Origin of the sequence: Acinetobacter sp. Marseille-Q1623 (genome assembly GCF_902809895.1) — a bacterium.
GTDB lineage: Bacteria > Pseudomonadota > Gammaproteobacteria > Pseudomonadales > Moraxellaceae > Acinetobacter > Acinetobacter piscicola_A.
Map to the genome: position 1 here is coordinate 401,588 of NZ_CADDWG010000002.1, position 23,815 is coordinate 425,402.

Annotated in this window: 22 protein-coding genes; 4 read left to right on the top strand and 18 right to left on the bottom strand. The window is 40.1% G+C overall.

Annotated features, from left to right (window positions below):
• Nucleotides 1-40: 40 nt before the first annotated feature.
• Both rlmB and HUV91_RS14575 read right to left on the bottom strand, forming a co-directional pair.
• Complete coding sequence (rlmB, locus tag HUV91_RS14570) at nucleotides 41-793, bottom strand: 23S rRNA (guanosine(2251)-2'-O)-methyltransferase RlmB (RefSeq protein WP_174493878.1); 753 nt, start codon at nucleotides 791-793, stop codon at nucleotides 41-43.
• A 139-nt stretch (nucleotides 794-932) separates the two neighbouring features.
• Nucleotides 933-1,256, bottom strand: coding sequence for a pyrimidine/purine nucleoside phosphorylase (locus HUV91_RS14575; protein WP_065993789.1), 324 nt, complete (start codon nucleotides 1,254-1,256; stop codon nucleotides 933-935).
• Between the two features lie 272 nt (nucleotides 1,257-1,528).
• On the opposite strand from HUV91_RS14575, the gene recN reads away from it, so the two are divergent.
• A complete protein-coding gene (recN, locus tag HUV91_RS14580) occupies nucleotides 1,529-3,190 on the top strand; it encodes a DNA repair protein RecN (protein WP_174493879.1) in 1,662 nt (553 codons plus the stop codon).
• A 66-nt stretch (nucleotides 3,191-3,256) separates the two neighbouring features.
• On the opposite strand, the gene HUV91_RS14585 is transcribed toward recN, so the two are convergent.
• From HUV91_RS14585 to HUV91_RS14600, 4 genes are read right to left on the bottom strand one after another with little or no spacing between them, the layout of a single operon-like run.
• Nucleotides 3,257-4,243, bottom strand: a complete 987-nt coding sequence (locus HUV91_RS14585; protein ID WP_174494010.1) for a CsgG/HfaB family protein — start codon at nucleotides 4,241-4,243, stop codon at nucleotides 3,257-3,259.
• A 52-nt stretch (nucleotides 4,244-4,295) separates the two neighbouring features.
• Nucleotides 4,296-4,892, bottom strand: coding sequence for a penicillin-binding protein activator LpoB (gene lpoB / locus HUV91_RS14590; protein WP_130072266.1), 597 nt, complete (start codon nucleotides 4,890-4,892; stop codon nucleotides 4,296-4,298).
• A gap of 14 nt (nucleotides 4,893-4,906) precedes the next feature.
• On the bottom strand, nucleotides 4,907-5,311 hold the full coding sequence (locus HUV91_RS14595; RefSeq protein ID WP_174493880.1) for a YcfL family protein: 405 nt from the start codon (nucleotides 5,309-5,311) through the stop codon (nucleotides 4,907-4,909).
• 19 nt (nucleotides 5,312-5,330) lie between these two features.
• Complete coding sequence (locus tag HUV91_RS14600; RefSeq protein ID WP_130072268.1) at nucleotides 5,331-6,683, bottom strand: COG3014 family protein; 1,353 nt, start codon at nucleotides 6,681-6,683, stop codon at nucleotides 5,331-5,333.
• Between the two features lie 388 nt (nucleotides 6,684-7,071).
• On the opposite strand from HUV91_RS14600, the gene HUV91_RS14605 reads away from it, so the two are divergent.
• Together HUV91_RS14605 and ruvX are read left to right on the top strand one after the other, a co-directional pair.
• On the top strand, nucleotides 7,072-7,626 hold the full coding sequence (locus tag HUV91_RS14605; RefSeq protein WP_130072269.1) for a YqgE/AlgH family protein: 555 nt from the start codon (nucleotides 7,072-7,074) through the stop codon (nucleotides 7,624-7,626).
• Nucleotides 7,619-8,062 (top strand): Holliday junction resolvase RuvX, encoded by a 444-nt coding sequence (ruvX, locus tag HUV91_RS14610; protein WP_174493881.1) that lies wholly within the window; start codon nucleotides 7,619-7,621, stop codon nucleotides 8,060-8,062. The genes HUV91_RS14605 and ruvX overlap by 8 nt, the downstream gene beginning before the upstream one ends.
• Nucleotides 8,063-8,152: 90 nt before the next feature.
• On the opposite strand, the gene ppa is transcribed toward ruvX, so the two are convergent.
• Both ppa and HUV91_RS14620 read right to left on the bottom strand, forming a co-directional pair.
• Nucleotides 8,153-8,680 (bottom strand): inorganic diphosphatase, encoded by a 528-nt coding sequence (gene ppa / locus HUV91_RS14615; RefSeq protein WP_065993797.1) that lies wholly within the window; start codon nucleotides 8,678-8,680, stop codon nucleotides 8,153-8,155.
• 123 nt (nucleotides 8,681-8,803) lie between these two features.
• On the bottom strand, nucleotides 8,804-9,202 hold the full coding sequence (locus HUV91_RS14620; protein WP_130072271.1) for an MAPEG family protein: 399 nt from the start codon (nucleotides 9,200-9,202) through the stop codon (nucleotides 8,804-8,806).
• Nucleotides 9,203-9,307: 105 nt separating this feature from the next.
• Between HUV91_RS14620 and HUV91_RS14625 the strand changes: the two genes are divergently transcribed.
• Nucleotides 9,308-9,706 (top strand): hypothetical protein, encoded by a 399-nt coding sequence (locus HUV91_RS14625; RefSeq protein WP_174493882.1) that lies wholly within the window; start codon nucleotides 9,308-9,310, stop codon nucleotides 9,704-9,706.
• Nucleotides 9,707-9,753: 47 nt separating this feature from the next.
• Here HUV91_RS14625 and HUV91_RS14630 read toward each other — a convergent pair whose 3' ends face one another.
• The 10 genes from HUV91_RS14630 to ftsI all read right to left on the bottom strand — a co-directional run bounded on the left by HUV91_RS14630 (nucleotide 9,754) and on the right by ftsI (nucleotide 23,810).
• Complete coding sequence (locus tag HUV91_RS14630) at nucleotides 9,754-11,427, bottom strand: AMP-binding protein (protein ID WP_130072273.1); 1,674 nt, start codon at nucleotides 11,425-11,427, stop codon at nucleotides 9,754-9,756.
• Between the two features lie 149 nt (nucleotides 11,428-11,576).
• Nucleotides 11,577-13,796 carry a DNA topoisomerase IV subunit A gene (gene parC, locus HUV91_RS14635; protein WP_130072274.1) on the bottom strand — a complete coding sequence of 740 codons (2,220 nt, stop codon included), beginning with the start codon at nucleotides 13,794-13,796 and terminating at the stop codon, nucleotides 11,577-11,579.
• A gap of 324 nt (nucleotides 13,797-14,120) precedes the next feature.
• The gene (locus HUV91_RS14640) at nucleotides 14,121-15,440 is read right to left on the bottom strand and encodes an MFS transporter (RefSeq protein WP_130072276.1); all 1,320 of its coding nucleotides are present in this window, start codon (nucleotides 15,438-15,440) and stop codon (nucleotides 14,121-14,123) included.
• 164 nt (nucleotides 15,441-15,604) lie between these two features.
• Nucleotides 15,605-16,249 (bottom strand): trimeric intracellular cation channel family protein, encoded by a 645-nt coding sequence (locus HUV91_RS14645; RefSeq protein ID WP_130072277.1) that lies wholly within the window; start codon nucleotides 16,247-16,249, stop codon nucleotides 15,605-15,607.
• Between the two features lie 60 nt (nucleotides 16,250-16,309).
• Nucleotides 16,310-16,789 carry a YchJ family protein gene (locus HUV91_RS14650; RefSeq protein WP_130072278.1) on the bottom strand — a complete coding sequence of 160 codons (480 nt, stop codon included), beginning with the start codon at nucleotides 16,787-16,789 and terminating at the stop codon, nucleotides 16,310-16,312.
• Nucleotides 16,790-17,053: 264 nt separating this feature from the next.
• Nucleotides 17,054-17,845 (bottom strand): putative RNA methyltransferase, encoded by a 792-nt coding sequence (locus HUV91_RS14655; RefSeq protein WP_174494011.1) that lies wholly within the window; start codon nucleotides 17,843-17,845, stop codon nucleotides 17,054-17,056.
• A 95-nt stretch (nucleotides 17,846-17,940) separates the two neighbouring features.
• Nucleotides 17,941-19,059 (bottom strand): phospho-N-acetylmuramoyl-pentapeptide-transferase, encoded by a 1,119-nt coding sequence (mraY, locus tag HUV91_RS14660; protein ID WP_174493883.1) that lies wholly within the window; start codon nucleotides 19,057-19,059, stop codon nucleotides 17,941-17,943.
• Nucleotides 19,059-20,468, bottom strand: coding sequence for a UDP-N-acetylmuramoyl-tripeptide--D-alanyl-D-alanine ligase (locus HUV91_RS14665; RefSeq protein WP_174493884.1), 1,410 nt, complete (start codon nucleotides 20,466-20,468; stop codon nucleotides 19,059-19,061). The genes mraY and HUV91_RS14665 overlap by 1 nt, the downstream gene beginning before the upstream one ends.
• A gap of 8 nt (nucleotides 20,469-20,476) precedes the next feature.
• Nucleotides 20,477-21,967, bottom strand: a complete 1,491-nt coding sequence (locus HUV91_RS14670) for a UDP-N-acetylmuramoyl-L-alanyl-D-glutamate--2,6-diaminopimelate ligase (protein ID WP_174493885.1) — start codon at nucleotides 21,965-21,967, stop codon at nucleotides 20,477-20,479.
• A gap of 7 nt (nucleotides 21,968-21,974) precedes the next feature.
• Nucleotides 21,975-23,810: a penicillin-binding protein PBP3 gene (gene ftsI / locus HUV91_RS14675; RefSeq protein ID WP_130072283.1), complete on the bottom strand. Its 1,836-nt coding sequence runs from the start codon at nucleotides 23,808-23,810 to the stop codon at nucleotides 21,975-21,977.
• Nucleotides 23,811-23,815 lie beyond the last annotated feature (5 nt).

Sequence of the window (23,815 nt, forward strand, 5' to 3'; positions counted from 1 at the left end):
CTTTCTCAAATTTCAACAATAAAAATGGGATGGATATCGCTTAGTCAATCAGACGTTGACGACACGCTTCGTAGAGTGCCATACCTGTAGCCACACTGACATTCAAACTTTGTAGATTTCCAGCCATTGGAATAAATACAGTTTGGTCACATTGTGCCTGCGTGATTGGACGTAAGCCTGTATCTTCAGCCCCCATCACCACACAAATCGCTGTGCCTGTAAAATCAAATTGTTGAATAGGTAATGCTTTTTCATCCAACATCGTCCCTACAACACGCACATTAAAGTCTTGTTTGATTTGTCCTAAAGTGCGCGCCAAATTGGTCACTTGAATGAATTTAACTTTTTCAGCACCACCTGCCGCGACTTTACGTGCTGTTGGCGTCAAACTTGCTGAACGGTCACGTGGCACGATCACTGCTGAAACACCCATTGCCGCTGCTGTTCGAATACATGCGCCTAAATTATGCGGATCGGTAATATGATCTAAAGCCAATAATAAAGGCTGCTGTTCAGTACTCAGCAATTGCTCCAAGTCTTTTTCATTTAATACAGGATGCGGACGTACCGCTGCAACAACACCTTGATGAAAAGGCTGCCCTGCTAACTTCTCTAAGCTATCTCGACTGGCTTTTTGAATACTAATACCAAACGGCTCAGCCATTTTTAAAATATGTTGTAAGCGTTGGTCATCACGCCCTTTTAAAGTAAAAAGTGTTAAAACGCGTTCTGGTTCCAACTCCAATAATGACTCAACTGAATGCACGCCATAATAATACTCGGGCTTCGCCATGAACGACCTCTAATAACTAAAATCGGGGGAGAGAAAAGAAAAATCCTGCAAAGCCAACTTTACAGGATTTCATAATGTGCTTAGTTTAACCGATTTAAGCTGAAAATACCCTGCTTATCTTCGATTGAATCAACTTTGCTTAACCTTCTAAATGACAGACATAGTCAAGTACATCATCAGTTTCAATTTTGAAACGACTGTTGCCTGGTACGTAAAATGACTGTCCAGCACGGAATAATTCACTTTCCGCATTGTCTGCAATTTTGACACGACATTCACCAGAAATGATTTCCATACGTTCAGGTACATGTGTTTCAAACGTCAATGCTTCTTCTGTTGGTAAAATCACCCCAAGCGTTTTTTTCGTTCCGTCTTCAAACTGTACTGTGTGGCTAATGCATAGACCACCAAAATAAACGTTTGATTTTTTTATCACTGATACATGATCAAACTGAGTAGGCATGCGTATTCTCCAGATAATGCGCATTGATATTATGTCGTTCAGCCTAGTTTAATTGCACTCCCCAAACTAATCAATCTCTTGTTTTAAGGAAAATAATTCCAGACAAAATCTGCATTTTATTAAATGTAAATTTATCTCCAAGAATCGGTATTTTTTGCTTTAATTTACGCTAAAATATCCAAAATTCTTCACCATTAGAATCTATTCTGACTTGTGACTACAACAAAACTTGACTATCTTAGAACTGAACTTTTCGCAGCTTGGATGCGTGTATGCTGACACATTTAAATCTACTTAATTTTGCTTTAGCAGATAACCTTGCGATTGATATTGAACAAGGTTTTAATGTTTTAACAGGTGAAACAGGTGCAGGAAAGTCGCTTCTTTTAGATGCATTATCAGCATGTTTAGGTGAACGTACAGATACCAATTACGTGCGTTACGGTGCAGAAAAAGCCGATATTACGGCAGTTTTTAGTTATCAAAACAATAGCCCAGAAGATTTATGGTTAAAAACCCATGAGTTAGATGATGAGTCTGGTGAAATTCATTTAAGACGAGTCATTTTTGCTACAGGTCGTAGCAAAGCATGGATCAATGGTCGCCCAAGTAGCCTGTCAGAACTCAAAGAAATCGGGCGTTTATTGGTACAACTCTATAGCCAACACAGCCAGCAACAACTGTTAGAGCCCCCCTACCCTAAACATTGGCTAGACCGTTATAGTGACTTTCATACACCTGCTCAAGCTGTGCGTGATGCCTATAATGTATGGCAAAAAAATATTAAACTTCATCAGGCAGCTTTAGATGCTCAAGCCACACGTCTACAACGTATAGAAACCTTAGAGTTACAACTCGAAGAACTTGAAGATGTCATCACGACTGATTATAAAGAGATTGAACAAGAGTTTGACCGCTTAAGCCATCACGAACACATCATGCAAGACTGTAGTTATAGTCTAAATGCACTAGATGAATCTGAACAAAATATCACACAAGAATTATCTTCAATTTTACGCCGTATCGAATCTCATTCAGGACGCAGTGAGCAACTTTCAGAAATTTATAACTCACTGCTCAATGCACAAAGTGAATTAGAAGATGCAACAGCAAACTTACGTCAGTTTATTGACCGACAAAGTTTTGATCCTGAACGAATGGAGCAACTTAACTCACAATTAGAGATTTTCCACCGTTTATCACGAAAATATCGTACCCAACCCGATGAACTCAAACAGCAATATGAAACTTGGCAAGCTGAGCTTGAACAATTACATCAGCTTGAAGACCCTGAAACTTTAGCTGAACAAGTTGAACTTGCACATCAAGATTTTTTAAATAAAGCTCAATATTTAGATCAAATTCGTAGAGAGGCTGCTATTCCGCTTGCCAAACAACTCACTGAACAAGTCAAGCAACTGGCTCTGCCTGAAGCACATTTTGAGTTTCGATTTGACCCATTGGAGCAGGTTTCTGGCGAGGGTCTAAGCTTTATTCAACTGCTATTTACTGCCAATAAAGGCATTCCTGCACAACCCTTGGCTCGTGTGGCCTCTGGCGGTGAGTTATCACGTATTGCTTTAATTATGCAGGTTATGAATGCTGAAAAAACTGAATCTGAAGTTTTGGTTTTTGATGAAATTGATGTAGGAATCAGTGGCGGTACTGCAGAAATTGTCGGGCGTTTATTGGCGAATTTGGCACAACATGTACAAATCTTATGTATTACACATCAAGCGCAAGTTGCCGCGCAATCTGATCAACATTTATTGGTGAAAAAATTACAGACAGACCCTGCAAGCAGTACCATCATTGAACTTGAGGAAGAACAACGCATTTTCGAATTAGCACGTATGACAGGTGGTGTAGAAATTAGCGAAACGACTTTGCAGCATGCCAAACAGTTACGCCAACTCAAGTTTCAACATGCTTGAGCCAAATGCATGCTAGAAAAAAACCAGTGAATGATGCACTGGTTTTTTATTGTGAAGTATCAAAAATTACCACTTAATCGGCTGTTCACTTGAACCCGGTGTCATGTCATAGGTGGGGGTAAAACTTGAACCTTGTGAACCATAATTGCCATTTGGCTGCAACTTTAAGCCCACTAAAATTTCCTGACTTAAATTTTGAGCCAAGGTTTCTGCACTACTGTTATCTAAATTATTATTTAACAGATTTTGCACAGAATTTTTCGGTAACGTACGGTTAAATGTACCTGATGCCACCACTTTACTGGTATTTGCTTCAATCACACGCCAAGTTAAACGCACTTGTTCTGCACCTTGATTTAAGCCATACATTTGATGTGAACTTGCTGCAGACAAATCATTGATCCGCCCAACCAATAAATAATCTGCACCTACTTTTTGCCCAATACGCGCCATCTCATGTGGTGCACCATCCCATTGTAAAAATGCATTTTCATATTGCATTTCATCAATATAATGACGATCCAACAAACTTAATTGCCCCGATTGTGCTAAAGAATTACCCAATGCATCTGCCAATTCTTCGCTAAACTCACCTGCTGAGTCAGATTGTGCTGAGCGATTATTTTTTTCATAAAACTGAAAGGGTAAAACGGCAATGCGTCTTAAATGTTGATCTTGCACAGTTGATTCATATTGAACAACATGCGCACGCACACGTGCACGATAGTTATTTTTTGAACCCGTAACACTCAACACTTGGAACTTGGTTACTGAACCTGAGCCAACACTGTTCACACTAAATACAGGTGAAACTTTACCTGAATAACTCCAATTATTACCACTCATGGACATATTCACTGTTTCTTCAAGATCTGCACGTGGTGAAACCGTTGCACCATTTACAGACTGTACAGCAACAAGTAATGCTTCAGAAATTGCCTGATGCTGTGTTTCACCGCTACCCGATGCTTCTTTAACCACTTCTTTTAATGCAGCAAATGCCGATGAGCAAAGACCCGCTGTAAGCAATGCTGAAAGAATAATTTTTTTCATCATGATTATGATCTCGTGCAACTGCGTTGAATAGCAATTGCAACTTTATCAATTACAAACCAAAAGTAGAGCGTTTAGCTGACTTACGAATTTCTTTTTCGCTGGTCCACTCAACAATACCTGTTTGAATATTTTGAAGTTTTAATGTGAATTTATAATATACATCGCTCTTATTGCCTGAGTTTTTCACAATGCTTGATAAATTACCATTAAGCATATACTCAGCACCAATATGACCACCTGCTTTTACAGATGTCGCTTGATTCACTAAACCACTATTTTTTTGGTAGTTTAATTGCTCAGCCATGGCATTCGCTGCCGTCATATCCACAAAACGGAATTTACCTGAGTTAATCAGTTTATTTTGAATGGTGTCAGTAATTGATTCAGTATCAATATGTTCTTGCGTCTTGTTACGGATACGATCAACAAACATCACAGGACGGCGGTTTTGGGTTAACTGAACCACCACTGGAAATGTCAACATATCGTCAACCATTTTGTCCGCAATCATTTGTAAATCAGTAGAACCAAAATCCTTGGTTAATGACTCAACAGCTTGTGCATCGCCATAACTGACATTGGTACTTGCACAACCGGTCAAAACTGACGCAGCAAAAAGTGATGCAACAACAAATTTAATTTTCATGAATTTTACCCTAATTAATCATTCTTCAAATAAACAACAACATCAACTGCCGATGGGTTTGGCGCAACAGATTGCACCGTTTTCACTTCACGACCTGTCAACTGAATAGGTTTCCAACGCGCACCTTCTGGATTGATTTCCATGCCTTGTGCGTCAACCCAAACAATTTTGTACTCAAAAGAGCGACTGACAAACCAACGGTCTTTAATTGCTAGCGATACTTTTTTCAGGTCACCCACGTAGGTCATATTGATGCGATCCACACCAACCTTCGTACTTAACACAGGATTATTACTGATCGTTTTTACGCTATAAGTCCCATCAGCCGCAGTTTGCGTAGACAGTGAATTAGGTGCAGTACACGCAGCAAGACTTGCCACAAGCACACCCGCAAAAATTAGTTTTGAAGCTATTTTCATACATTTCTCAATTTTTAGATTAATGATTAATCGCACTAACGCTCGTTGAAATTTTATTATTGACATCATTGACATAGACAAAAATAGTTTGGTTTGGACTCGCATCAACTTTTATCGTGTCACTCATCGCTCCATTGCCTGAAATATGTAGATTATGGCTACCAGGCTTTACTTCAAAGCGTGCAATTTGTGTATTGCTTGGCAAAGTTGACCATGCTCTCAAGTCAGCGCGCTCTGTGGCAACGTTCATCAAGTTACCTGCAAGTTGCCCCAAAGCACCCAGATGCTGTCCTAACTGCTGCTGTGCCACAAATTTAGTGGTTGCACGTACAATTTGACTAGAGACTGTACTTGTCGTGCGTTCTTTTAATTCTTTAACCGCTAATGCACCAATATCATTTAATATAAAGCTTTGCTGTGTTTCACGGTCACCTAAACGTACTCTTAGGCTCTGTGGTGCGGTATATGTACTTGGCTCATACGTCGCAAAAGCAATATTTACAAGACCATTTGGCACAGGAATCGCTAATTTATTCTCAATTTTTTTCGGCACAATGCCTTGCTCGATAAAAACAACAACAGGTACCGTGTCTTTACTTTTCGCAGTCATACGATCTAAACGCTGTACATCTTTGGCAATATTACTGTCCGCTTGTAATTCATAGGCTTTTTTATAGTCAACCAAAGCATCGTTATACTCACCTAATGCTTCCCATAAATTGGCTGCCATATAAAAGGCATAGGCATTTTGATAAGTGTTTTTAATACGTCCTGCAATTGTGTCTAAACCTGAAAATGCTTCATCTAAATTATTCACAGCTTGCGCATTTTCTTGTTTGGCTTTTTCTTTTTCCGATTTTTTCTCTAACTCTTTTTCATGCTTAATTTCAATTTCACGTTGAATACGTTGTGCGATTCGCATCTCAACACCTGCTGCTTCAGCATCTTTGAGATAAATATAATTTTTAGCTTGAGAAATATGCGCTAACACCTGCTCATAAGGTGGAACCTCATAAGGAACAATGGAGTCATTACTCAACATTGAAAGTGCTTTAAAACCTAAACGAGAAGCACTGACTGTTGCTCGATTATTTTGTTTGTCCAATAATTCAAATGCTTTTTTATATAATTGACTACTTTCTTGGTATTGTTGGTTGACCTGTAAAATGCGTGCTTTTTCTAAGTGATACAAAATTGCGTCCTTAGAATCCATTTTCTTATCGATTGTTGCTGCAAATGCAGTCGGCATGGTGGCATTTAAACTACTTCTGAATGCCATCCCCTCATCATCATAACTTCCAAAAACCCCCGCTTGAGAATTAAAAGAAACTGCCAATAAAATGAGTAATAATTTGTTATTAAAACGTTTCATAAAGTTTAAAATTATAATTTTCGATACATGAATAATACAAATTTATATGATTTTATTCAATAATCCAACATTTATTCATTAAATTATTCACATTTCATTCATTAAAAAAAGCTAAATAAAGCTAGAGTAATTGTTCTAAATTAACAGAATTATTGACTTTTTATTAAGAATATATATAGTCGAAGGATTATTTTAATGCTGTTTAAAAAATTCCAATCGACCATTTATTAATCAATACATTTTAATTTCAACTTTTTTCTGCAATTTTTTAGCATATTAAATATTTATTTTCCAAGATCATGCCACAAGACAGCATAAATAAGTTATGGTATTTCAAAATGATTTACATAATTTTATACGTTTTTTAAGAATAAGGAGCAGCCTTTCGGTGACTAAACAATATTTAAAACATCGTTGTTTAATTGCGCCACCAGATTTGGCGGATGATTTTTTTTCGCATACAGTGATTTATATTGCACGACATGATGACGATGGTGCGCAAGGCATTATTATCAATCGTCCTACAGGCTTACAAATTAAAGAGTTATTGACAGATTTAGAAATTGCAGCAGACCATGTTCACCCACATGAGGTTTTACAAGGTGGCCCTTTACGCCCCGAAGCAGGCTTTGTGCTTCATACAGGTCAACCGACTTGGCATTCTTCGATTGCGGTAGGTGAAAACATTTGTATTACCACCAGTAAAGATATTTTAGATGCGATTGCACACAATGAAGGTGTCGGACGTTATCAAATCGCATTAGGATATGCCAGCTGGGAAAAGAATCAATTGGAAAATGAAATCGCCCGTGGTGATTGGTTAGTCTGTGATTCAGACATGGATTTAGTATTTAATTTACCTTATGACGAGCGCTGGGACGCTGCATATCGTAAAATAGGCATTGATCGTACTTGGTTAGCCTCTGAGATTGGACATGCCTGATTTATCCCAACCACAACTTATTTTAGCTTTTGACTTTGGTACGCAAAAAATGGGGATGGCGGTTGGCTCATCACTGATTGAAAGTGCAAGCCCACTCAATTTATTTCCCATGAAAGATGGAATTCCCAATTGGGAAGCATTACTCAAAATCGTAAAGCAACATCAACCCAATTTGTTTTTGGTCGGCTTGCCTTTAAATATGGATGATTCCGAGTCGGAATTATCAGCACGTGCCCGTAAATTTGCACGCCGTTTACGTCATCAAACCAACATTGAAACTTTGATGGTGGATGAGCGCCTAACGACACGTGAAGCAAGAGATGAGTTGGATCATTATCAGGCACAAGGTCGTGCTAAAAACTTAGCCGCGGATAGTGTTGCCGCAGCATTATTTATTGAAAGTTGGTATCGAAATCCTCAAGGTGTTACACCTTAATTTTTAATCATATTATTTTTTAATCTGATCTATAAAAAATTGGGTGATCATTTGATCACCCAATTGCTTTGAATTTTAAATCAATTCAAATTATTTTTTAGCAGCTTCGATTGATTTCAATACTTCAGCTTTAGCAACTTCTGAACCTTCCCAACCTGTCAATTTAACCCATTTACCAGGCTCTAAATCTTTGTAGTGTTGGAAGAAATGTTCAATTTGGTTGATCAACAATGGTGGAAGATCTGTATATTCTTGAACATCTTTATAAAGTGGTGTTAATTTTTCATGCGGAACTGCAACAAGTTTCGCATCGATACCACCGTCATCTTCCATGTTCAATTTACCGACTGGACGGCAACGAATCACAGAACCATGAACCAATGGGTGTGGTGTTACAACCAATACGTCTAATGGGTCACCATCTTCAGATAATGTGTTTGGTACATAACCGTAGTTTGCTGGATAGAACATTGCAGTACCCATGAAACGGTCTACAAATAATGCATCAGAATCTTTATCTACTTCATATTTGATTGGAGATGCATTTGCAGGAATTTCAATAATTACATAGATGTCATTTGGTGCATCTTTACCCGCAGGGATATTGCTATAGCTCATAAGATACTCTTTTTCAGTGAAAGCCAATTTAAAATCGTGCTGATTATAACGCTAATTTAGCGAACTGGTGCAATTATACAATTTGCATGGTGCAATTGAATATGCCACACATTACATATTTTTTTAAATCATTCGAATAATTGTAATGAGTAAAAATATTGGACATGCCATCGACATAAACCAAATAATCGAACGTAAAGTCGATAAGTTTAATAAATAGCAAATACCATAAATGATTCTAAGCACAATGTAAGCACTGCCCATCATCATGGTAAAGCCTTGCGGTACCACCATATATTCAGCCATCAAAATTGCCGCAATAAATAAAGGCAAGCTTTCAAAACTATTTTGCTGTACAGCATTGGCACGTGCCGACAAACCTGTTGTTTTTGCTAAAAATTCACGTGGATTTTGATTATCACTGCCTTTAAAACCACCTGTCACCTTAGCAATAATGGTAAAAATATAAGGCAATAAACAGGCGATTAGAATTAAATATATGATGCCATTTATCCCAGACATGAATTTATTCTCATGAAATTTACAAGTTGAATATCATAACACGTCAATGTTGTTATAATTTTCTCTAAGTATAGCGTTTTGCAAATATTGTGTAATGGAGAAATCATGCAGCCTTCTGATCAGCAAGACCTGTTGAATGTCTTAGAACAACAGCGTCAACAACTGCAACAAGTGGATCGTGTTTTAAAAATTGTGCTGCCGATTGCTGCGTTTTTACTTTGCGTAATTTGCGCCAATTTTAACTGGCAATCCACACTCGGCACCTTCGTTATGCTGCTTGTCGCTTTTTACGGGGTAGGTATTCTGAAGATGAACCTTTATCTTTGGTTTGCCATCATTACTTTATATTGCTTAGTCGATATTTATTTCAGTTATTCAGCCTTTCCTTCGTCTGCGATTGGCCGCCAACTCGGTACGATGCTCACTTTTACGGCTATTTTAGGTTACGGTCGTCCCTATATTGACCAATGGTATTTAAAAAGTCAGGGACAAAATCAACCTTAACAAATAAAAAAAAGCGCCAATATATGGCGCTTTTTTTATAGCTTGAATTACTTACGCAAATCTTTACGTAAAATCTTACCGACATTTGATTTTGGCAATTCATCCATAAACTCAACATAACGTGGGCGTTTATAACCCGTTAAGTTTTCTTTGGCATAGGCTAAAACTTCTTCAGTGGTTAAAGACGGATCTTTTTTCACCACAAACAGTTTTGGCACTTCACCTGATTTCTCATCTGCCACCCCAATTGCAGCAACTTCCAAAACTTTCGGATGTTTTGCAATCACTTCTTCGATTTCAGATGGGTAAACATTAAAACCAGACACCAAAATCATGTCTTTTTTACGATCTACAATTTTAAAGAAACCACGTTCATTCATGATCCCGATATCGCCTGTACGGAAATAGCCATCAGCAGTCATGACTTTTGCAGTTTCATCAGGACGGTTCCAATAGCCTTTCATCACTTGTGGACCACGAATCGAGATCTCACCTTGCTCACCTTGTGCCAAGTGATTACCGTCGTCATCTAAAATTGCAACATCAGTCAATGGTAAAGGAATACCAATCGTACCGCTAAATTCATCCGATGCAGGTGGATTTGCTGTTGCAACTGGAGATGTTTCAGATAAACCATATCCTTCGATAATGACCGTACCTGTGACTTTTTTCCATTCTTCAGCTGTTGAAGGTAGCACTGCCATACCACCGCCCATTGCCATTTTTAGTTTACTAAAATCAAGCTGACGGAATTCTTCATTATGAACCAACGCATTGAAGAGCGTATTCACCGCAGGAAAGAAACCTGGTTGATACTTACGTAACTCTTTCATCACAGCGGGCAGGTCACGTGGATTTGGAATCAAGATATTAGCTTGACCTTTGTACATGCCATACAGTGCACACACCATAAATGCAAAGATATGATACAACGGCAATGCACAGAAAATACGGTCATCTTTGGCACCATCGCCTTTACCAAATTTACTTTGGAAAATACCATCACATTGCAGCAAGTTAGCCACTAAGTTGCGATGTGTCAGTTCAGCACCTTTTGAAACGCCTGTGGTACCACCGGTATATTGCAATACCGCAGTATCGCTCAAAGTCATGGTTGGGCGTTTGTAGTTGTTAGCACTGACTTTGGACATTGCGGCATTGAATTTAACATGACCCGGAATGTTCCAAGCAGGAATTTGTTTACGTACAGAACGTAAAACAAAGTTCACCAAGGTACCTTTTAATGTACCTAACATATCACCCACTGAAGCAACAATCACATGTTTAACGGGTGTTTTACCAATAATGCTTTGATAGACTGAAGCAAAGTTTTCAATGATCACAAGTGCTTCTGTACCCGAATCATTGAGCTGATGTTCAAGCTCACGTGCTGTATACAGTGGGTTGACGTTGACCAAAACCAACCCTGCTCTGAATACACCTAAAGCAACCACAGGATATTGCAGTACATTTGGCATCATCACTGCAACACGACTGCCCTTTGCTAAGCCTAAACTTTGAAGATATGTGGCAAACTTACGGCTAGCGAGTTCTAATTCACTAAAAGATAGCGTCTTATCCATAAAGATAAAGGCATCTCGTGAACCAAATTTTTGGAAATTACGCTCAAAAACATCAATAAGCGATGTATTTTCCTGTGGCAATTCTACAGTCTCAGGAATGCCTGTTTTTTGATATTCTGCGTACCAAATCTTTTCCATAATGCCATATTCTCCAATCAGTAATCCTTAGTTTTCAGCTGTTTTTCTCAACATTAAGCATATTTGTTTGGCTTGTTGCGCTTAATGTTGGCATCCATTTTCATAAATACAGATCATATATAACGTATTTTGAGCAATGGATGCTAGTTTTATCTTTGAATCAACAGTCTATTTGCTTTTTGATAAGTACGTGTTAAGAGTTGCCCCTTAGACGCGCGTTTACCAATGAACTGTAATAAATCATTGCCTTTTAGTTTTAATTGCTTCTGACCTGCAAGCAATTGAATTGTATCATCTAAATTAAAAGTAAGCAGATCTAAAATTTGATCTTCACTTTCAAGTTGTATCAACTTATTTCCTTTACCTTTATTTAGAATTGGCAATTCTGACAACGCTATACACAGTAAACGGCCTGCTGAACTGAGTATAGCCAAATGCGTATGATTTTCAATCACTCTAATTGGTAATGCTTTAGCATCATCAGAGAGCGTTAAGAAAGCTTTACCTGCTTTGGCATTGGTATCCAATTGTTTGGCTTGGGTTTTAAAACCGTAGCCCTTAGAACTAACAGCAAGGATTTCTTTGTCATCCTCCTCGACCAAGACCTGAACAAAGCTCACACCATTAGCTGGTGAAAGTTTTGAGCTCAGCGGTTCCCCCAAGCCACGTGCGGACGGCAAGCTATTGATTGCAAGTGCATAACTACGCCCTGTTTCATCTAAAATATAGACTTTTTGGTTGGACTTACCTTGCGCTGAACTGAGGTACTGATCGCCTGCACGGAAATTCAATTTTTCGACATCAATCTCATGACCTTTGGCAGAACGAATCCAACCTGCCTCTGATAATACCACCGTGACAGGATCAGCCGGCATCAAATCTTGTTCTTTAATCGCATGTGCTTCAGCACGTTGCACGATTGGGGAACGGCGATCATCACCAAACTTTTTCGCGTCTTCTTTCAGCTCGGAAATAATCAGATTTTTCAATGATTCAGGATTTTCTAATTGTTCGCGAATCACCGCAGCACGTGCTTCAAGCTCATCTTGTTCACGGCGCATTTCCATTTCTTCAAGTTTTGCTAAATGGCGTAACTTAAGTTCTAAAATGGCTTCTGCCTGAATTTCATCAATATTGAAGCGTGACATCAACACAGGTTTCGGTTGGTCTTCTTCTCGAATAATTTGAATCACTTCATCAATATTCAGATAAGCAATAATCAAACCACCGAGGATATGTAAACGCTTTTCAATTTTATTCAGATGATATTGCAGACGGCGTGTGACCGTTTGTTTACGAATTTCGATCCATTCCAATAATATTTTACGAATGGATTTCACTTGCGGACGACCATCAGCGCCGATCATGTTCATATTGACACGATAGCTCGACTCTAAGTCAGTCGTCGCAAATAAATGGCTCATCACTGCTTCAGCATCGATCCGATTTGATCGTAAAATAATCACGATGCGTGTCGGATTTTGATGATCAGACTCATCTCGTAAGTCACTGACCAAAGGCAATTTTTTCGCTTGCATTTGATCTGCAATCTGAGTAATGACTTTTGAACCTGAGACCTGATAAGGGAGCTCTGTGATCACAATTTCATTTTTTTCAATCGTGTAAATTGCACGCGTGCGATAGCTACCACGCCCTGTAATTTGTAATTTTAATAATTCTTCAGGTGGCGTAATAATTTCCGCTTTGGTCGGTAAGTCTGGTGCAGGAATGTATTCGGCAACTTTTTCATCGCTGATATTTGGATTACGAATTAAGGCAATCGTGCCTTTGACCACTTCTCGTAAATTATGCGGTGGAATATCTGTCGCCATCCCGACTGCAATGCCTGTGGTACCATTTAACAAAATATTCGGTACACGTGCAGGCAAATGTACAGGTTCTTTCATCGAACCATCAAAGTTGTCTTGCCAGTCACAGGTGCCTTGCCCCAATTCAGACAATAGCACTTCACTATACTGTGATAATTTTGCTTCGGTATAACGCATTGCTGCAAAGGATTTAGGATCGTCAGGTGAACCCCAGTTACCTTGCCCTTCAATAAATGGGTAACGATAACTGAAGGGTTGCGCCATCAACACCATCGCTTCATAACATGCTGAATCACCATGCGGATGGTATTTACCCAACACATCACCCACAGTACGTGCAGACTTTTTCGGCTTGCCGCTATTCTTTAAGCCTAACTCGCTCATCGCATAGACAATACGGCGCTGTACAGGTTTTAAACCATCACTGATATGGGGCAATGCACGATCCATAATCACGTACATGGCATAGTTGAGGTAAGCTTGTTCGGTAAATTCTGCTACGGAACGGTTTTCTGTCGCATGATGCGCAAGGCTTGTCATAACAACCTTTAATCCTAAATAAATGCGTTCTAAAAATTTATATCTCTATGTTCTTATGCTAAGTCGCATACTGAGACGACACAAGGGGCAGTCTTGTAACTCTGCGACAATTTGCGTCTTTCACTAAATCTAGCGCTGTAAAATTATCCATTTTTAGGTCAATGGGCAACTGATTATTTTTATTTTGTTCATGACTTTCTCTGTCATAAAATCATTTTTCTTTGAATTTCAGAAAAGTAAATATGTAGTCATACCATTTTATTTTAACTGTGCAAGATCAAATGGAGGTGTATCCCCCATTTGATCTCTCCACATTAAGTCATCTTATAAACCAATCTCTTCTAAAGTCTTACCTTTGGTTTCTTCACCCAAAACCAAAATTACCGCGGCCACACCTAAAAGCACTGCTGTAAACATCATAAAGACCGCGCTAAAACCATTCGTTGCGACCATCATATGCGTGACGACTAAAGGCGCAACAATCCCACCCATACGCCCAATCGCAGATGCCCATCCTGAACCAAAAGCACGAATATTGGTTGGGTACTGTTCAGGTGTATAAGTATAGAGAACGCCCCAAGCCCCCAAATTAAAGAATGACATCAAACAACCCCACAGCATAATCATACTGACTGAAGTGGCTTGCCCAAAGAAATAAGCCGACACGGCACACATGCCGATAAAGCCTGCTAATGTTGCTTTACGTCCTAACTTTTCCACCAACCAAGCAGCCGCTACATAACCCGGCAGTTGTGCCAAGATCATACCCAACACATATTCAAATGACTGGACGATGCTATAGCCTTGTTTAACCAATAAACTCGGTAGCCATGTAAAAATGCCGTAGTAGGAAAATACAATACCGAACCAAATCAACCACAACATCAACGTGCGTTTCGCAAAAGGATTTGACCAAAGCTGTGAAAATGAAATGTTTTGTTTTTCTGCAACAGGTTTTACTTCTATAATTTCAATCACTTCAACGCCACATTGACGTTCAAGCTTTTGTACTAAGGCATGTGCTTCTTCGATTCGTCCACGATTGATCAAATACGGCACAGATTCAGGGACTTTTTTCAGAATCATAAATACATAAATTGCAGGTAAACCACCGATTAAAAAGGCAATGTGCCAACCATAATCAGGAATGACAAAATAGGAAATCAGTGCGGCAACGAGCCAACCTAAGCCCCAAAAACTTTCGAGTAAAACAATAAAACGACCACGCACCTGTGCAGGAATGTATTCACTGACCAAAGTCACAGCCACAGGCAACTGCCCACCCAAGCCAAGTCCAACAATAAAGCGAAACACCAATAACCATGTCAGGTTTGGCGCAACCGCACATAATGCTGTGGCAATGCTATAGGTCACTAAAGTAATGGCAAATACAGTACGACGACCAATCCGATCTGCTAAGCCACCTGAAAATACAGCCCCAATCGCCATACCGACAAAACCAATCGACACCACCCAGCCTTTTTCAGACGGTGTCATTTGCCACTCTTCTGCCATTTTAGTCAGGATAAACGAGATTAATCCTGTATCCATGGCATCGAACATCCAACCGAGTCCGATCACCCATAACAAGGTATAGTGAAATTTTCCAATCGGTAAGCGTTGTACGCGTGAAACTAAATCCATAAGAGTGCTCTACATGAATGATCTGTATCGGTGAAAGTGGGAGGTACTGCTTTCACAACAGGATTTATAATTGTCGTCATTATTATCAATCAAGATGCTGATCTGTTGCAAAGTCAGCACCGAATTTGAATCGATTTAAAAATTAAAACTTTTAAACAGTTTAATCAAGTTTCATCTTTAGAAGACGCAGATTGTTCATCATCATCTTTATAGATAAATTTTGGCATTTCCAAACCAAAGTAAATCGCAATACAACGCAGTGAAAAGCCAAAGATCAAAGTCGAAATCACAGTCACTTCCAATGACAAGCCAACATCCATACAGAACCAATAGAAGATCACCGCAACAAAAGAAATCGAGGCATACAGTTCACGGCGGAACACTAACGGTACGTCATTACACAGAATATCACGCAAAATACCACCCGAGACTCCTGTCAACACGCCTGCAACCGCAGATACCACAAAGCCATGTCCCATATCTAAAGCAATCTGACAACCAATAATGGTAAAGCCAATCAATCCCAATGCATCCAGCAACAGGAAAATGGAATGCAAATGTTTCATCCATTTGGCAATCAAAATCGTGACAAAGGCTGCACAACAGGTGAGCACCAAATATTCAGGATGCTTGACCCATGTCAATGGATAGTGCCCTAATAATACATCTCGCACTGAACCACCACCCAAAGCGGTTACGCAGGCGATCAGCACCACACCAAACCAGTCCATACTACGTCGACCTGCCGACAGTGCACCTGTCATAGCTTCAGCCGTGATTGCAATAATGTAGATGACTAACAGCAACATTGCCCTTCTTCCACTGAGGGTTATCGATGCGCGCTATTCTAGAATAAATTGCATGAAAAGTTATAAAAATTCAGCACAACATTGCTTAAATTTTTTAGCTGAACCACAAATACATGGCTGTTTCATGGTGATCTGCTGATCTGTAGTTGGATCAAGAAAATACCAAGTCCCTTCATGTTTTACAAAATGCGAAACTTCATGATGAATTTGTACCTTTTGGGCTTGATCATTGGCATCTGCATAGTGTGCTTTAAACTCAACTTGGGCATGGTTTTTACCCAGTTTTTCTTTGGCTTGGACCACGTCTAGTTTTAACCAAAGATTGGCTTTGCTCCACTCTGCAATGGCGTTAACATCTAAAGCTTGTTGTTGCCCTAGTGCAGTGGTTTTAACGATGTAATCTATCTCTTGCGTTGCAAATGCACTATAGCGTGAACGCATCAGTTGTTCTGCACTTTCGGCTTTTTTCTGTCCTAGATGTAAAGGCTGACAGCATTCACTATATAGAGGTGAACCACAGGGACAAGGAAGGTTGGGCATACAAAATCCAAAATAATTTTCGATGATTTTATCAAAACCTAATGCCCTTTAAGATGATTTATCAAAATCTTCATATAAATTATTACGCCCTACTTGGAGGAAATAACAGCAACCATTAGAAATGTATTTACGTAGATATCTTTTTATTATTTTTAAGGTACTTAAGCATCCATCAAATATTTGATCAATAGTGACGAGTTAAGTACCTAATGATTGTCATTTCCAAGCCAATGCTGTTAAGACATTTTAAACTTAAACATCACATCAATTTTTCTGAAATAAATACACCTGAAAACTCGCAGTCAGACTGATCTTTTCAAGCTGCTCAAGCGCTTGGCGTTTTTCAGGCTTGGCTTTATAGGCATATGGGGTCATTGCAATTAAATTTTTTAATTGTGTCTGATCTAACTCAAATGTAGATTCTACAATCGATTGCTCCACCAAAGTGAAATGTGCTTGTAACTGTTCCACAAACTTATGTGGATCATGGGCATTGACCTCATCAAATAAAGCTTCACGCATCGCATAGAGATGATTAGGTGCGGGCGTCACCACCATTAAATAGCCTTCAGGTTTTAATACCCGCAAAATTTCTTCTTGTGGAATCGGGCTAAATAAACTAGTACATAGGTCGATTGAATGATCCATTACAGGCAAAGTTGCGCCAGTACCCACAACCCAATCCACTTCTTTATTGAGTTTAGCTGCAACTTGAACTGCATTTTTGGCAATATCCACCCCTACACATTGCATGACTTCTTGCTGCATCGCATCCGTGTAATAGCCTTCACCACAACCAATATCAAGTAAGTTTTCAATACGTAAAGCACGAATCTTATTCACTACAGCTTGTTGTAGCGGTGCATAAAAGCCAGCACTTAAAAATGCACGACGGGCTTGAACAGACTCAGGTGTATCGCCCGGATTTTTGCTGTGTTTATGCTGAACCACATGCAAATTGACATAACCTTGCTTAGCAACATCATAGCTATGATTATTTATACAGCGCCATGTGCGTTCAGTTAAGCTGAGTGCTTCACGGCACACGGGGCACATCAACACATTCCTGATTTGTTTCAAAACCTTCTCCAAACTCATTTTAAAGCCATAAAAAAAGTCGGCAGATGCCGACTCTCTTCAACAACTTTTGCTTAACGCAATTTTAAAGTCATTAGACCTAAAACTACCAGCATAATTGTAATAATCCAGAAACGGATCACGACTTGGGTTTCACGCCAGCCTTTTTTCTCATAATGGTGATGCAAAGGTGCCATTAAAAACACACGTTTATTCCGCATACGCAATGAGCCGATTTGTAGGAATACCGAAATTGCTTCTACGACAAATACACCGCCCATGATGGCAAATACGATTTCTTGGCGAACCATAACTGCAATTGTACCCAGCATCGCACCGAGTGATAATGCGCCAACATCACCCATAAACACCTGTGCAGGATGCGCGTTATACCAAAGGAAAGCCAAACCTGCACCAATCATTGCCGCACAGATAATCACAAGTTCTGAGGTATATTTTACATAAGGAATATGTAAATAATTGGCAAAACGAATATCACCTGCCAAGTAAGCAAACACACCCAAACCTGCCGCAACCAGTACAATCGGCATGATCGCTAAACCATCTAAACCATCGGTTAGGTTGACTGCATTTGATCCACCATTAATCACTAAATAAGTGAAAATAATGAAGCCAATACCAAAAGGAATTGCAGACAAAGGAATACTGAGGTTTTTAAAAAATGGAATCAGTAGATCCAACATATTCGCTGCATGTACAGGATTTTCCTGTTGCGTTGAAATGATATACAACGCAATACCTGCACCTAATGAACCTACAGAAGTCCAGAAAAACTTTTTCTTTGCAGGTAGACCAGCATTGTCTTTATAACGTACTTTAATCCAGTCATCGGCCCAACCCACGGCACCAAAAATCACCATGACTGCCAACACAATCCAAACATAAGGATTGGATAAATCTGCCCAAAGTAAAGTACTAATCCCAATAGACAGAAGGATTAAAATCCCGCCCATGGTCGGTGTACCCATTTTCTTCGCATGATTTTCTGGTGCAAAAGAACTGACTGCTTGACCATATTTTAAGGCTTGCAATTTACGAATCATGACAGGACCTAAAGCCCAACCGATTGCGAGTGCCGTTAAGACACTGAGCAAAGCACGTAGCGACAAGTAGCGTACTACTTGAAATGAGTTTTCATAACCCGCTAGATGCTGAAACAACCAAAACAGCATTAAACTTTCTCCATCAAATCAGCCATCAACGTTTCCATATGGGTATAACGAGAACCTTTAAACAGGAAACTCATGGACTGTGGTTGATGCGTTTCAATTAAACTCATTAAAAGGGGTAATGCTTGCGCTTGTGTTAAAAACGCCTGCAATTTTTTACCATATTGCGTGCTTCTTGCCCCCTCTTGGATTGCAGGTGAAAACTCACCCACTGCAACCACAAAGTTAATTCCTTTAACCGAAACAAGATCACGCCCCAACATATAATGCTGTTGTGCAGCAGTATTACCCAGCTCGCCAATATCCCCAATCACCATCACTTTGATGCCTTCTTGCTGTGCTAAGACCTCAGCCGCAGCACGCATCGAAGTTGGGTTGGCATTATAGGTGTCATCAATAAACAAGTAATTGTCTTTTTGAATAAAATTTAGACGACCTTTAGCCCCTTGCGCTTGCTCAAGACCCATAACAATATCATCTAAAGCGATGCCAATCGCTAAAGCAAAAGCAGTTGCTGCTTCAGCATTGTGTACATTATGCTCACCCGCAAAAGGCAAATTCACTGTTCGTGTGCCCTGAGGCGTATTGAGCGTAAAGATTGCCGATTGTGGTTGTAATTGCACATCTGTTGCAAAAACTTCACCGCCCTGACCAAAGCTAAGCACCTGTTCAGTTTTTACAGCTTGGCGAATGGCATCGCTAAAATCATCCTGAGCAGGGACAATCGAAGTGCCTACTGAATCGATATACGCATAAATTTCAGACTTGGCACGGCAAATACCATCACGCCCACCAAACTCACCCAAATGTGCAGTACCGATATTTAAAATCCCTGCCACATGCGGTTGCACAAGCTTCGAGGTATAATCAATTTCACCCTGATGGCTAGCACCGAGTTCCATCACAGCATACTGATGCTCAGCACGAAGCTCTAAAAGCATCATCGGTACGCCTAGATCATTATTTAAATTACCACGGGTAATCAGAGTCGGTGCTAGACGTGAAAGAATGCTGCCCAACATTTCTTTGGTAGTGGTTTTACCACTACTACCTGTTAACGCAATCACTTTTAACTGTGGATATTGAGCACGGCGGAATGCACCTAAATGCCCCAAAGCTAAGCGTGTATCTGCAACCACAAGCTGACAAATATCGGCATCAACAGGTTGACTGACAATGGCAACCTGACAACCATTTTTTGCCACTTGTGCCACAAAGTTGTGTGCATCAAAACGCTCACCTTTAAGCGCAAGAAATGCATCACCCGATTCAGCATGACGTGAATCTGTCAAAATACGTTTTATTTCACCTTGTGGTGCTTTGTCTAAATACCAATAACCTTGAGTCGCTTCAGCAAGCTCAGCTGCTGACCATGGCTCTAAAGGCACAGTACTGGTGGTCGAGGTGTGCATCTCTATTCCTACTGAGCTGGAGAATTTGTTTTATGACGGTGCATATCTACTGCAGACTGCACCTCAACGACATCATCAAACCAATGACGGACGCCATCAATTTCCTGATAGTCTTCATGCCCTTTTCCTGCAATCACAACAATATCGCCTGATTGGGCATGTTTTACCGCATATTTAATCGCTTCACGACGATCATGGATTTCATAAACATCATGCTGACTGAAGTCAACATCACGTTTCATATCTGCAAAAATTTGTTCAGGATCTTCAGTACGCGGATTGTCTGATGTAATGATAATCGGATTGGCTTGTTCCAAAGCTGCCTTGGTCATCAATGGACGTTTGCCACGATCACGATCACCACCACAACCAAACACAGCCCATAACTGATTTTCAACATGGCGTTTCAGTGTCTTTAACACCTGTGTCAATGCATCAGGCGTATGTGCATAATCCACGACAAACAAACGATCTTCATCACGAATCACCTGCATACGTCCTGGTGCACCTTTTAACTGAGGGACCAATGCAATGAGATCTGCCAAGTCATAACCTGCCTGTTCAGCCATAATCAGACTCGCAAGCAAATTTTCAATATTAAAATGCCCAAGCAAAGGACTATTAACGGTAAATTCACCTTTTTCAGTTTTTAAATGAAAACTTGCGCCTTCCAAACTGTATTGAATCCCAAAGACTTGATAATCTGCGGCTTTCGAGGTGGAATAAGTCAACACTTTCGGATGTGATTGATTGCTACTCGCTGCATCCAACATCACGTCTGCATGTGCATCATCCACATTGATGATCGCCACTTTTAAACTTGGAAATTTAAACAAACGGGACTTGGCTTCAGCATATGCTTCAAGCGTACCGTGATAATCTAAATGATCACGACTTAAGTTACTATAAGCAGCGATTTCAATATCAACACCATTCAAACGCCCTTGCTCTAAACCATGGGAACTCGCTTCTAAAGACACAAATTCCGCACCGTTTGCAGCAAATTGATGCAGTGAATTTTGCATTTGCAACGCATCTAAAGTGGTATGCGAAGAGGCTTCAAGATTCGGTAAAATCCCGTTCCCTGTGGTGCCCATCACAGCGCATTTTTTGCCTTTGAGCATCAACAGCTCAGCAACCAAACGAGAAATCGTGGTTTTACCATTGGTCCCTGTTACAGCCAATACACGTGCAGCACCTACGGGTTGAGTCGCTACTAAATATTGTTTTTGCCATTGCCCCATATGCTGGCGCACATCAGGAAACGTCCAACTATTTTCAAGTGTAAGATCATTCTCACTGATCACTGCCAAAGCACCTTTATCTAGTGCAGACTGAGCAAATTGTAAGGTTTTTTCAGGTTGTGAAAAGCTATTCAGGGCAATAAAAATTTGCCCTGCGCTTACAGCTCGACTATCTAAACAAAAGCCTTGAAATGGTGTAACCATCCAAGTTGGGGGATTGTCGACGGGATAAATGTCTTGAAAATGGATCGTCATCATTCACCTATTTGGATGGATTTACAGAATCGAGAGGTTTATCAAGGGGTACGTTCATTAAACGTAAAGATTCTTGCATGATTTTTGCAAAAACAGGGGCAGCAACCAAACCACCATAATATTGCCCACGTGGATTTTCCACGACCACAATAATCGCTAAGCGTGGGTCGCTAATCGGGGCAACACCCGCAAATAGCGCACGATACTCGGTATTCGAATACCCTTTATGGTCAGGACGCAGTTTATGTGCTGTCCCTGTTTTACCCCCAACACGATAACCGGGAATATTGGCTTGCCGAGCGGTACCACCTGGCATGGTCACTTGCTCAAGCATCAACAGCACATCATCGGCAATTTTAGGTTCTAAAACCTGTTTGCCTTTTGGCTGATCTTGCAGTTTATATAGGCTAAGTGGATATTCCACTCCATGATTGGCTAACATGGCATAGCCTTGTGCTAACTGTAAAATCGTCGCGTTCAAACCATAACCATAGGCCATCGTACCGATTTGCGAAGAATTCAGTTTATTTGGCGGTAAAACCAGACCACTACTTTCGCCTGGGAACTTCACCGCAGAACGCTCACCAAAACCGACTTTACGGAAGAAACTTGGCAAAGCCTCTTTTGGTAAAGATAAAGCAATTTTAGCAGAACCCACGTTGGAAGATTTGATAATCACACCTGTGACTGTCAATGCACCATAGTTATGCGTATCACGAATCGTATGTGAACCCAAACGCATTGAACCAGGGCTGGTATTTACAATAGAATTTGGCGTGTATTTACCACTTTCCAAACCTGCTGCAACGGTAAATGGTTTCATGGTTGAACCAGGTTCAAACATGTCAATCGCCCCACGGTTACGCATGGCATCTTTGTTTTTTAAACCATTTTTATCATTTGGATTATAAGATGGCCAACTCCCCATGGCTAAAATTTCACCGGTTTTTACATCCACTGCAATCGCAGATGCAGAGCGAGCACTATTCGCCACACCTACCGCCGTCAACTCACGGTACATAATATATTGCAAACGTGAGTCAATACTGAGCGTAATATTTTCACCAGGCGTGACTTCTTTAACTACTTCAGGAATTGTGATGCGATTACCATGTTTATCACGGGAAATTCTTTGCTCGCCATCTTCACCTGCCAAACGCGTGTTGAGCTGCATTTCCAAGCCCTCAATGCCTGTACCCTCACTGTTGGTCAAACCAATAATCTGCGCATTGGGCTGCGGTTGTGGATAATAACGTTTATAGGTTTTTTCCGAATACACACCCGCAAATTTACGCTGTGTAATCAAATCCGCTTGCGGCGGTGGCACTTCTTTTTTCAGTACTAAATAACGTGAACGTGGACGCTCAGCTAATTTTCTCTTTAAATCCGCACGATCAATACCGACTGCATCAGCAAGTTCATCTAAATTTAAATTTTCATCAGGTAATTGACGTTTTAATTTACGACTGTCTGGTGTTTTTTTCAGCTCTTCAGTAACTTTGTCAAACTGTGCTTTGGTTTCAAAATACTCACGTGGATCAATGACCACTTTCATGATTGGCGTACTGATGGCCAAAGGGACACCATGACGATCACTAATCACACCACGCATCGCTTTGAGTTTTTCTGTTCTTAAAATATTAGCGTTGGCTTTATTTTGTAAAAAATCTTTATTAATCACCTGCACGTAAAAAGCGCGCCCAACCAACATGATAAAACACAGGAGCACTACGCCCCACATCAAATAATAACGCCACATATCCACAGCAACAGAAGACTTAGCGGAAATAGGCTGCTGTTTTTTTCGTGGTTGACGTGTTGCTTTGTTTTGCTGATCTGCCATACAAC

What these genes read in the sequence shown, in the direction of transcription:
- HUV91_RS14655 (WP_174494011.1), bottom strand. Translation starts at nt 17,845, where the DNA reads ATGTGCCCCGTGTGCCGTGAAGCACTCAGCTTAACTGAACGCACATGG.
- HUV91_RS14585 (WP_174494010.1), bottom strand. Translation starts at nt 4,243, where the DNA reads ATGAAAAAAATTATTCTTTCAGCATTGCTTACAGCGGGTCTTTGCTCA.
- ruvX (WP_174493881.1), top strand. Translation starts at nt 7,619, where the DNA reads ATGCCTGATTTATCCCAACCACAACTTATTTTAGCTTTTGACTTTGGT.
- HUV91_RS14670 (WP_174493885.1), bottom strand. Translation starts at nt 21,967, where the DNA reads ATGACGATCCATTTTCAAGACATTTATCCCGTCGACAATCCCCCAACT.
- parC (WP_130072274.1), bottom strand. Translation starts at nt 13,796, where the DNA reads ATGACAAGCCTTGCGCATCATGCGACAGAAAACCGTTCCGTAGCAGAA.
- ppa (WP_065993797.1), bottom strand. Translation starts at nt 8,680, where the DNA reads ATGAGCTATAGCAATATCCCTGCGGGTAAAGATGCACCAAATGACATC.
- lpoB (WP_130072266.1), bottom strand. Translation starts at nt 4,892, where the DNA reads ATGAAAATTAAATTTGTTGTTGCATCACTTTTTGCTGCGTCAGTTTTG.
- HUV91_RS14595 (WP_174493880.1), bottom strand. Translation starts at nt 5,311, where the DNA reads ATGAAAATAGCTTCAAAACTAATTTTTGCGGGTGTGCTTGTGGCAAGT.
- HUV91_RS14645 (WP_130072277.1), bottom strand. Translation starts at nt 16,249, where the DNA reads ATGTTGCTGTTAGTCATCTACATTATTGCAATCACGGCTGAAGCTATG.
- HUV91_RS14640 (WP_130072276.1), bottom strand. Translation starts at nt 15,440, where the DNA reads ATGGATTTAGTTTCACGCGTACAACGCTTACCGATTGGAAAATTTCAC.
- rlmB (WP_174493878.1), bottom strand. Translation starts at nt 793, where the DNA reads ATGGCGAAGCCCGAGTATTATTATGGCGTGCATTCAGTTGAGTCATTA.
- HUV91_RS14575 (WP_065993789.1), bottom strand. Translation starts at nt 1,256, where the DNA reads ATGCCTACTCAGTTTGATCATGTATCAGTGATAAAAAAATCAAACGTT.
- HUV91_RS14620 (WP_130072271.1), bottom strand. Translation starts at nt 9,202, where the DNA reads ATGTCTGGGATAAATGGCATCATATATTTAATTCTAATCGCCTGTTTA.
- recN (WP_174493879.1), top strand. Translation starts at nt 1,529, where the DNA reads ATGCTGACACATTTAAATCTACTTAATTTTGCTTTAGCAGATAACCTT.
- HUV91_RS14600 (WP_130072268.1), bottom strand. Translation starts at nt 6,683, where the DNA reads ATGAAACGTTTTAATAACAAATTATTACTCATTTTATTGGCAGTTTCT.
- HUV91_RS14625 (WP_174493882.1), top strand. Translation starts at nt 9,308, where the DNA reads ATGCAGCCTTCTGATCAGCAAGACCTGTTGAATGTCTTAGAACAACAG.
- ftsI (WP_130072283.1), bottom strand. Translation starts at nt 23,810, where the DNA reads ATGGCAGATCAGCAAAACAAAGCAACACGTCAACCACGAAAAAAACAG.
- HUV91_RS14665 (WP_174493884.1), bottom strand. Translation starts at nt 20,468, where the DNA reads ATGCACACCTCGACCACCAGTACTGTGCCTTTAGAGCCATGGTCAGCA.
- HUV91_RS14650 (WP_130072278.1), bottom strand. Translation starts at nt 16,789, where the DNA reads ATGCCCAACCTTCCTTGTCCCTGTGGTTCACCTCTATATAGTGAATGC.
- mraY (WP_174493883.1), bottom strand. Translation starts at nt 19,059, where the DNA reads ATGCTGTTTTGGTTGTTTCAGCATCTAGCGGGTTATGAAAACTCATTT.
- HUV91_RS14630 (WP_130072273.1), bottom strand. Translation starts at nt 11,427, where the DNA reads ATGGAAAAGATTTGGTACGCAGAATATCAAAAAACAGGCATTCCTGAG.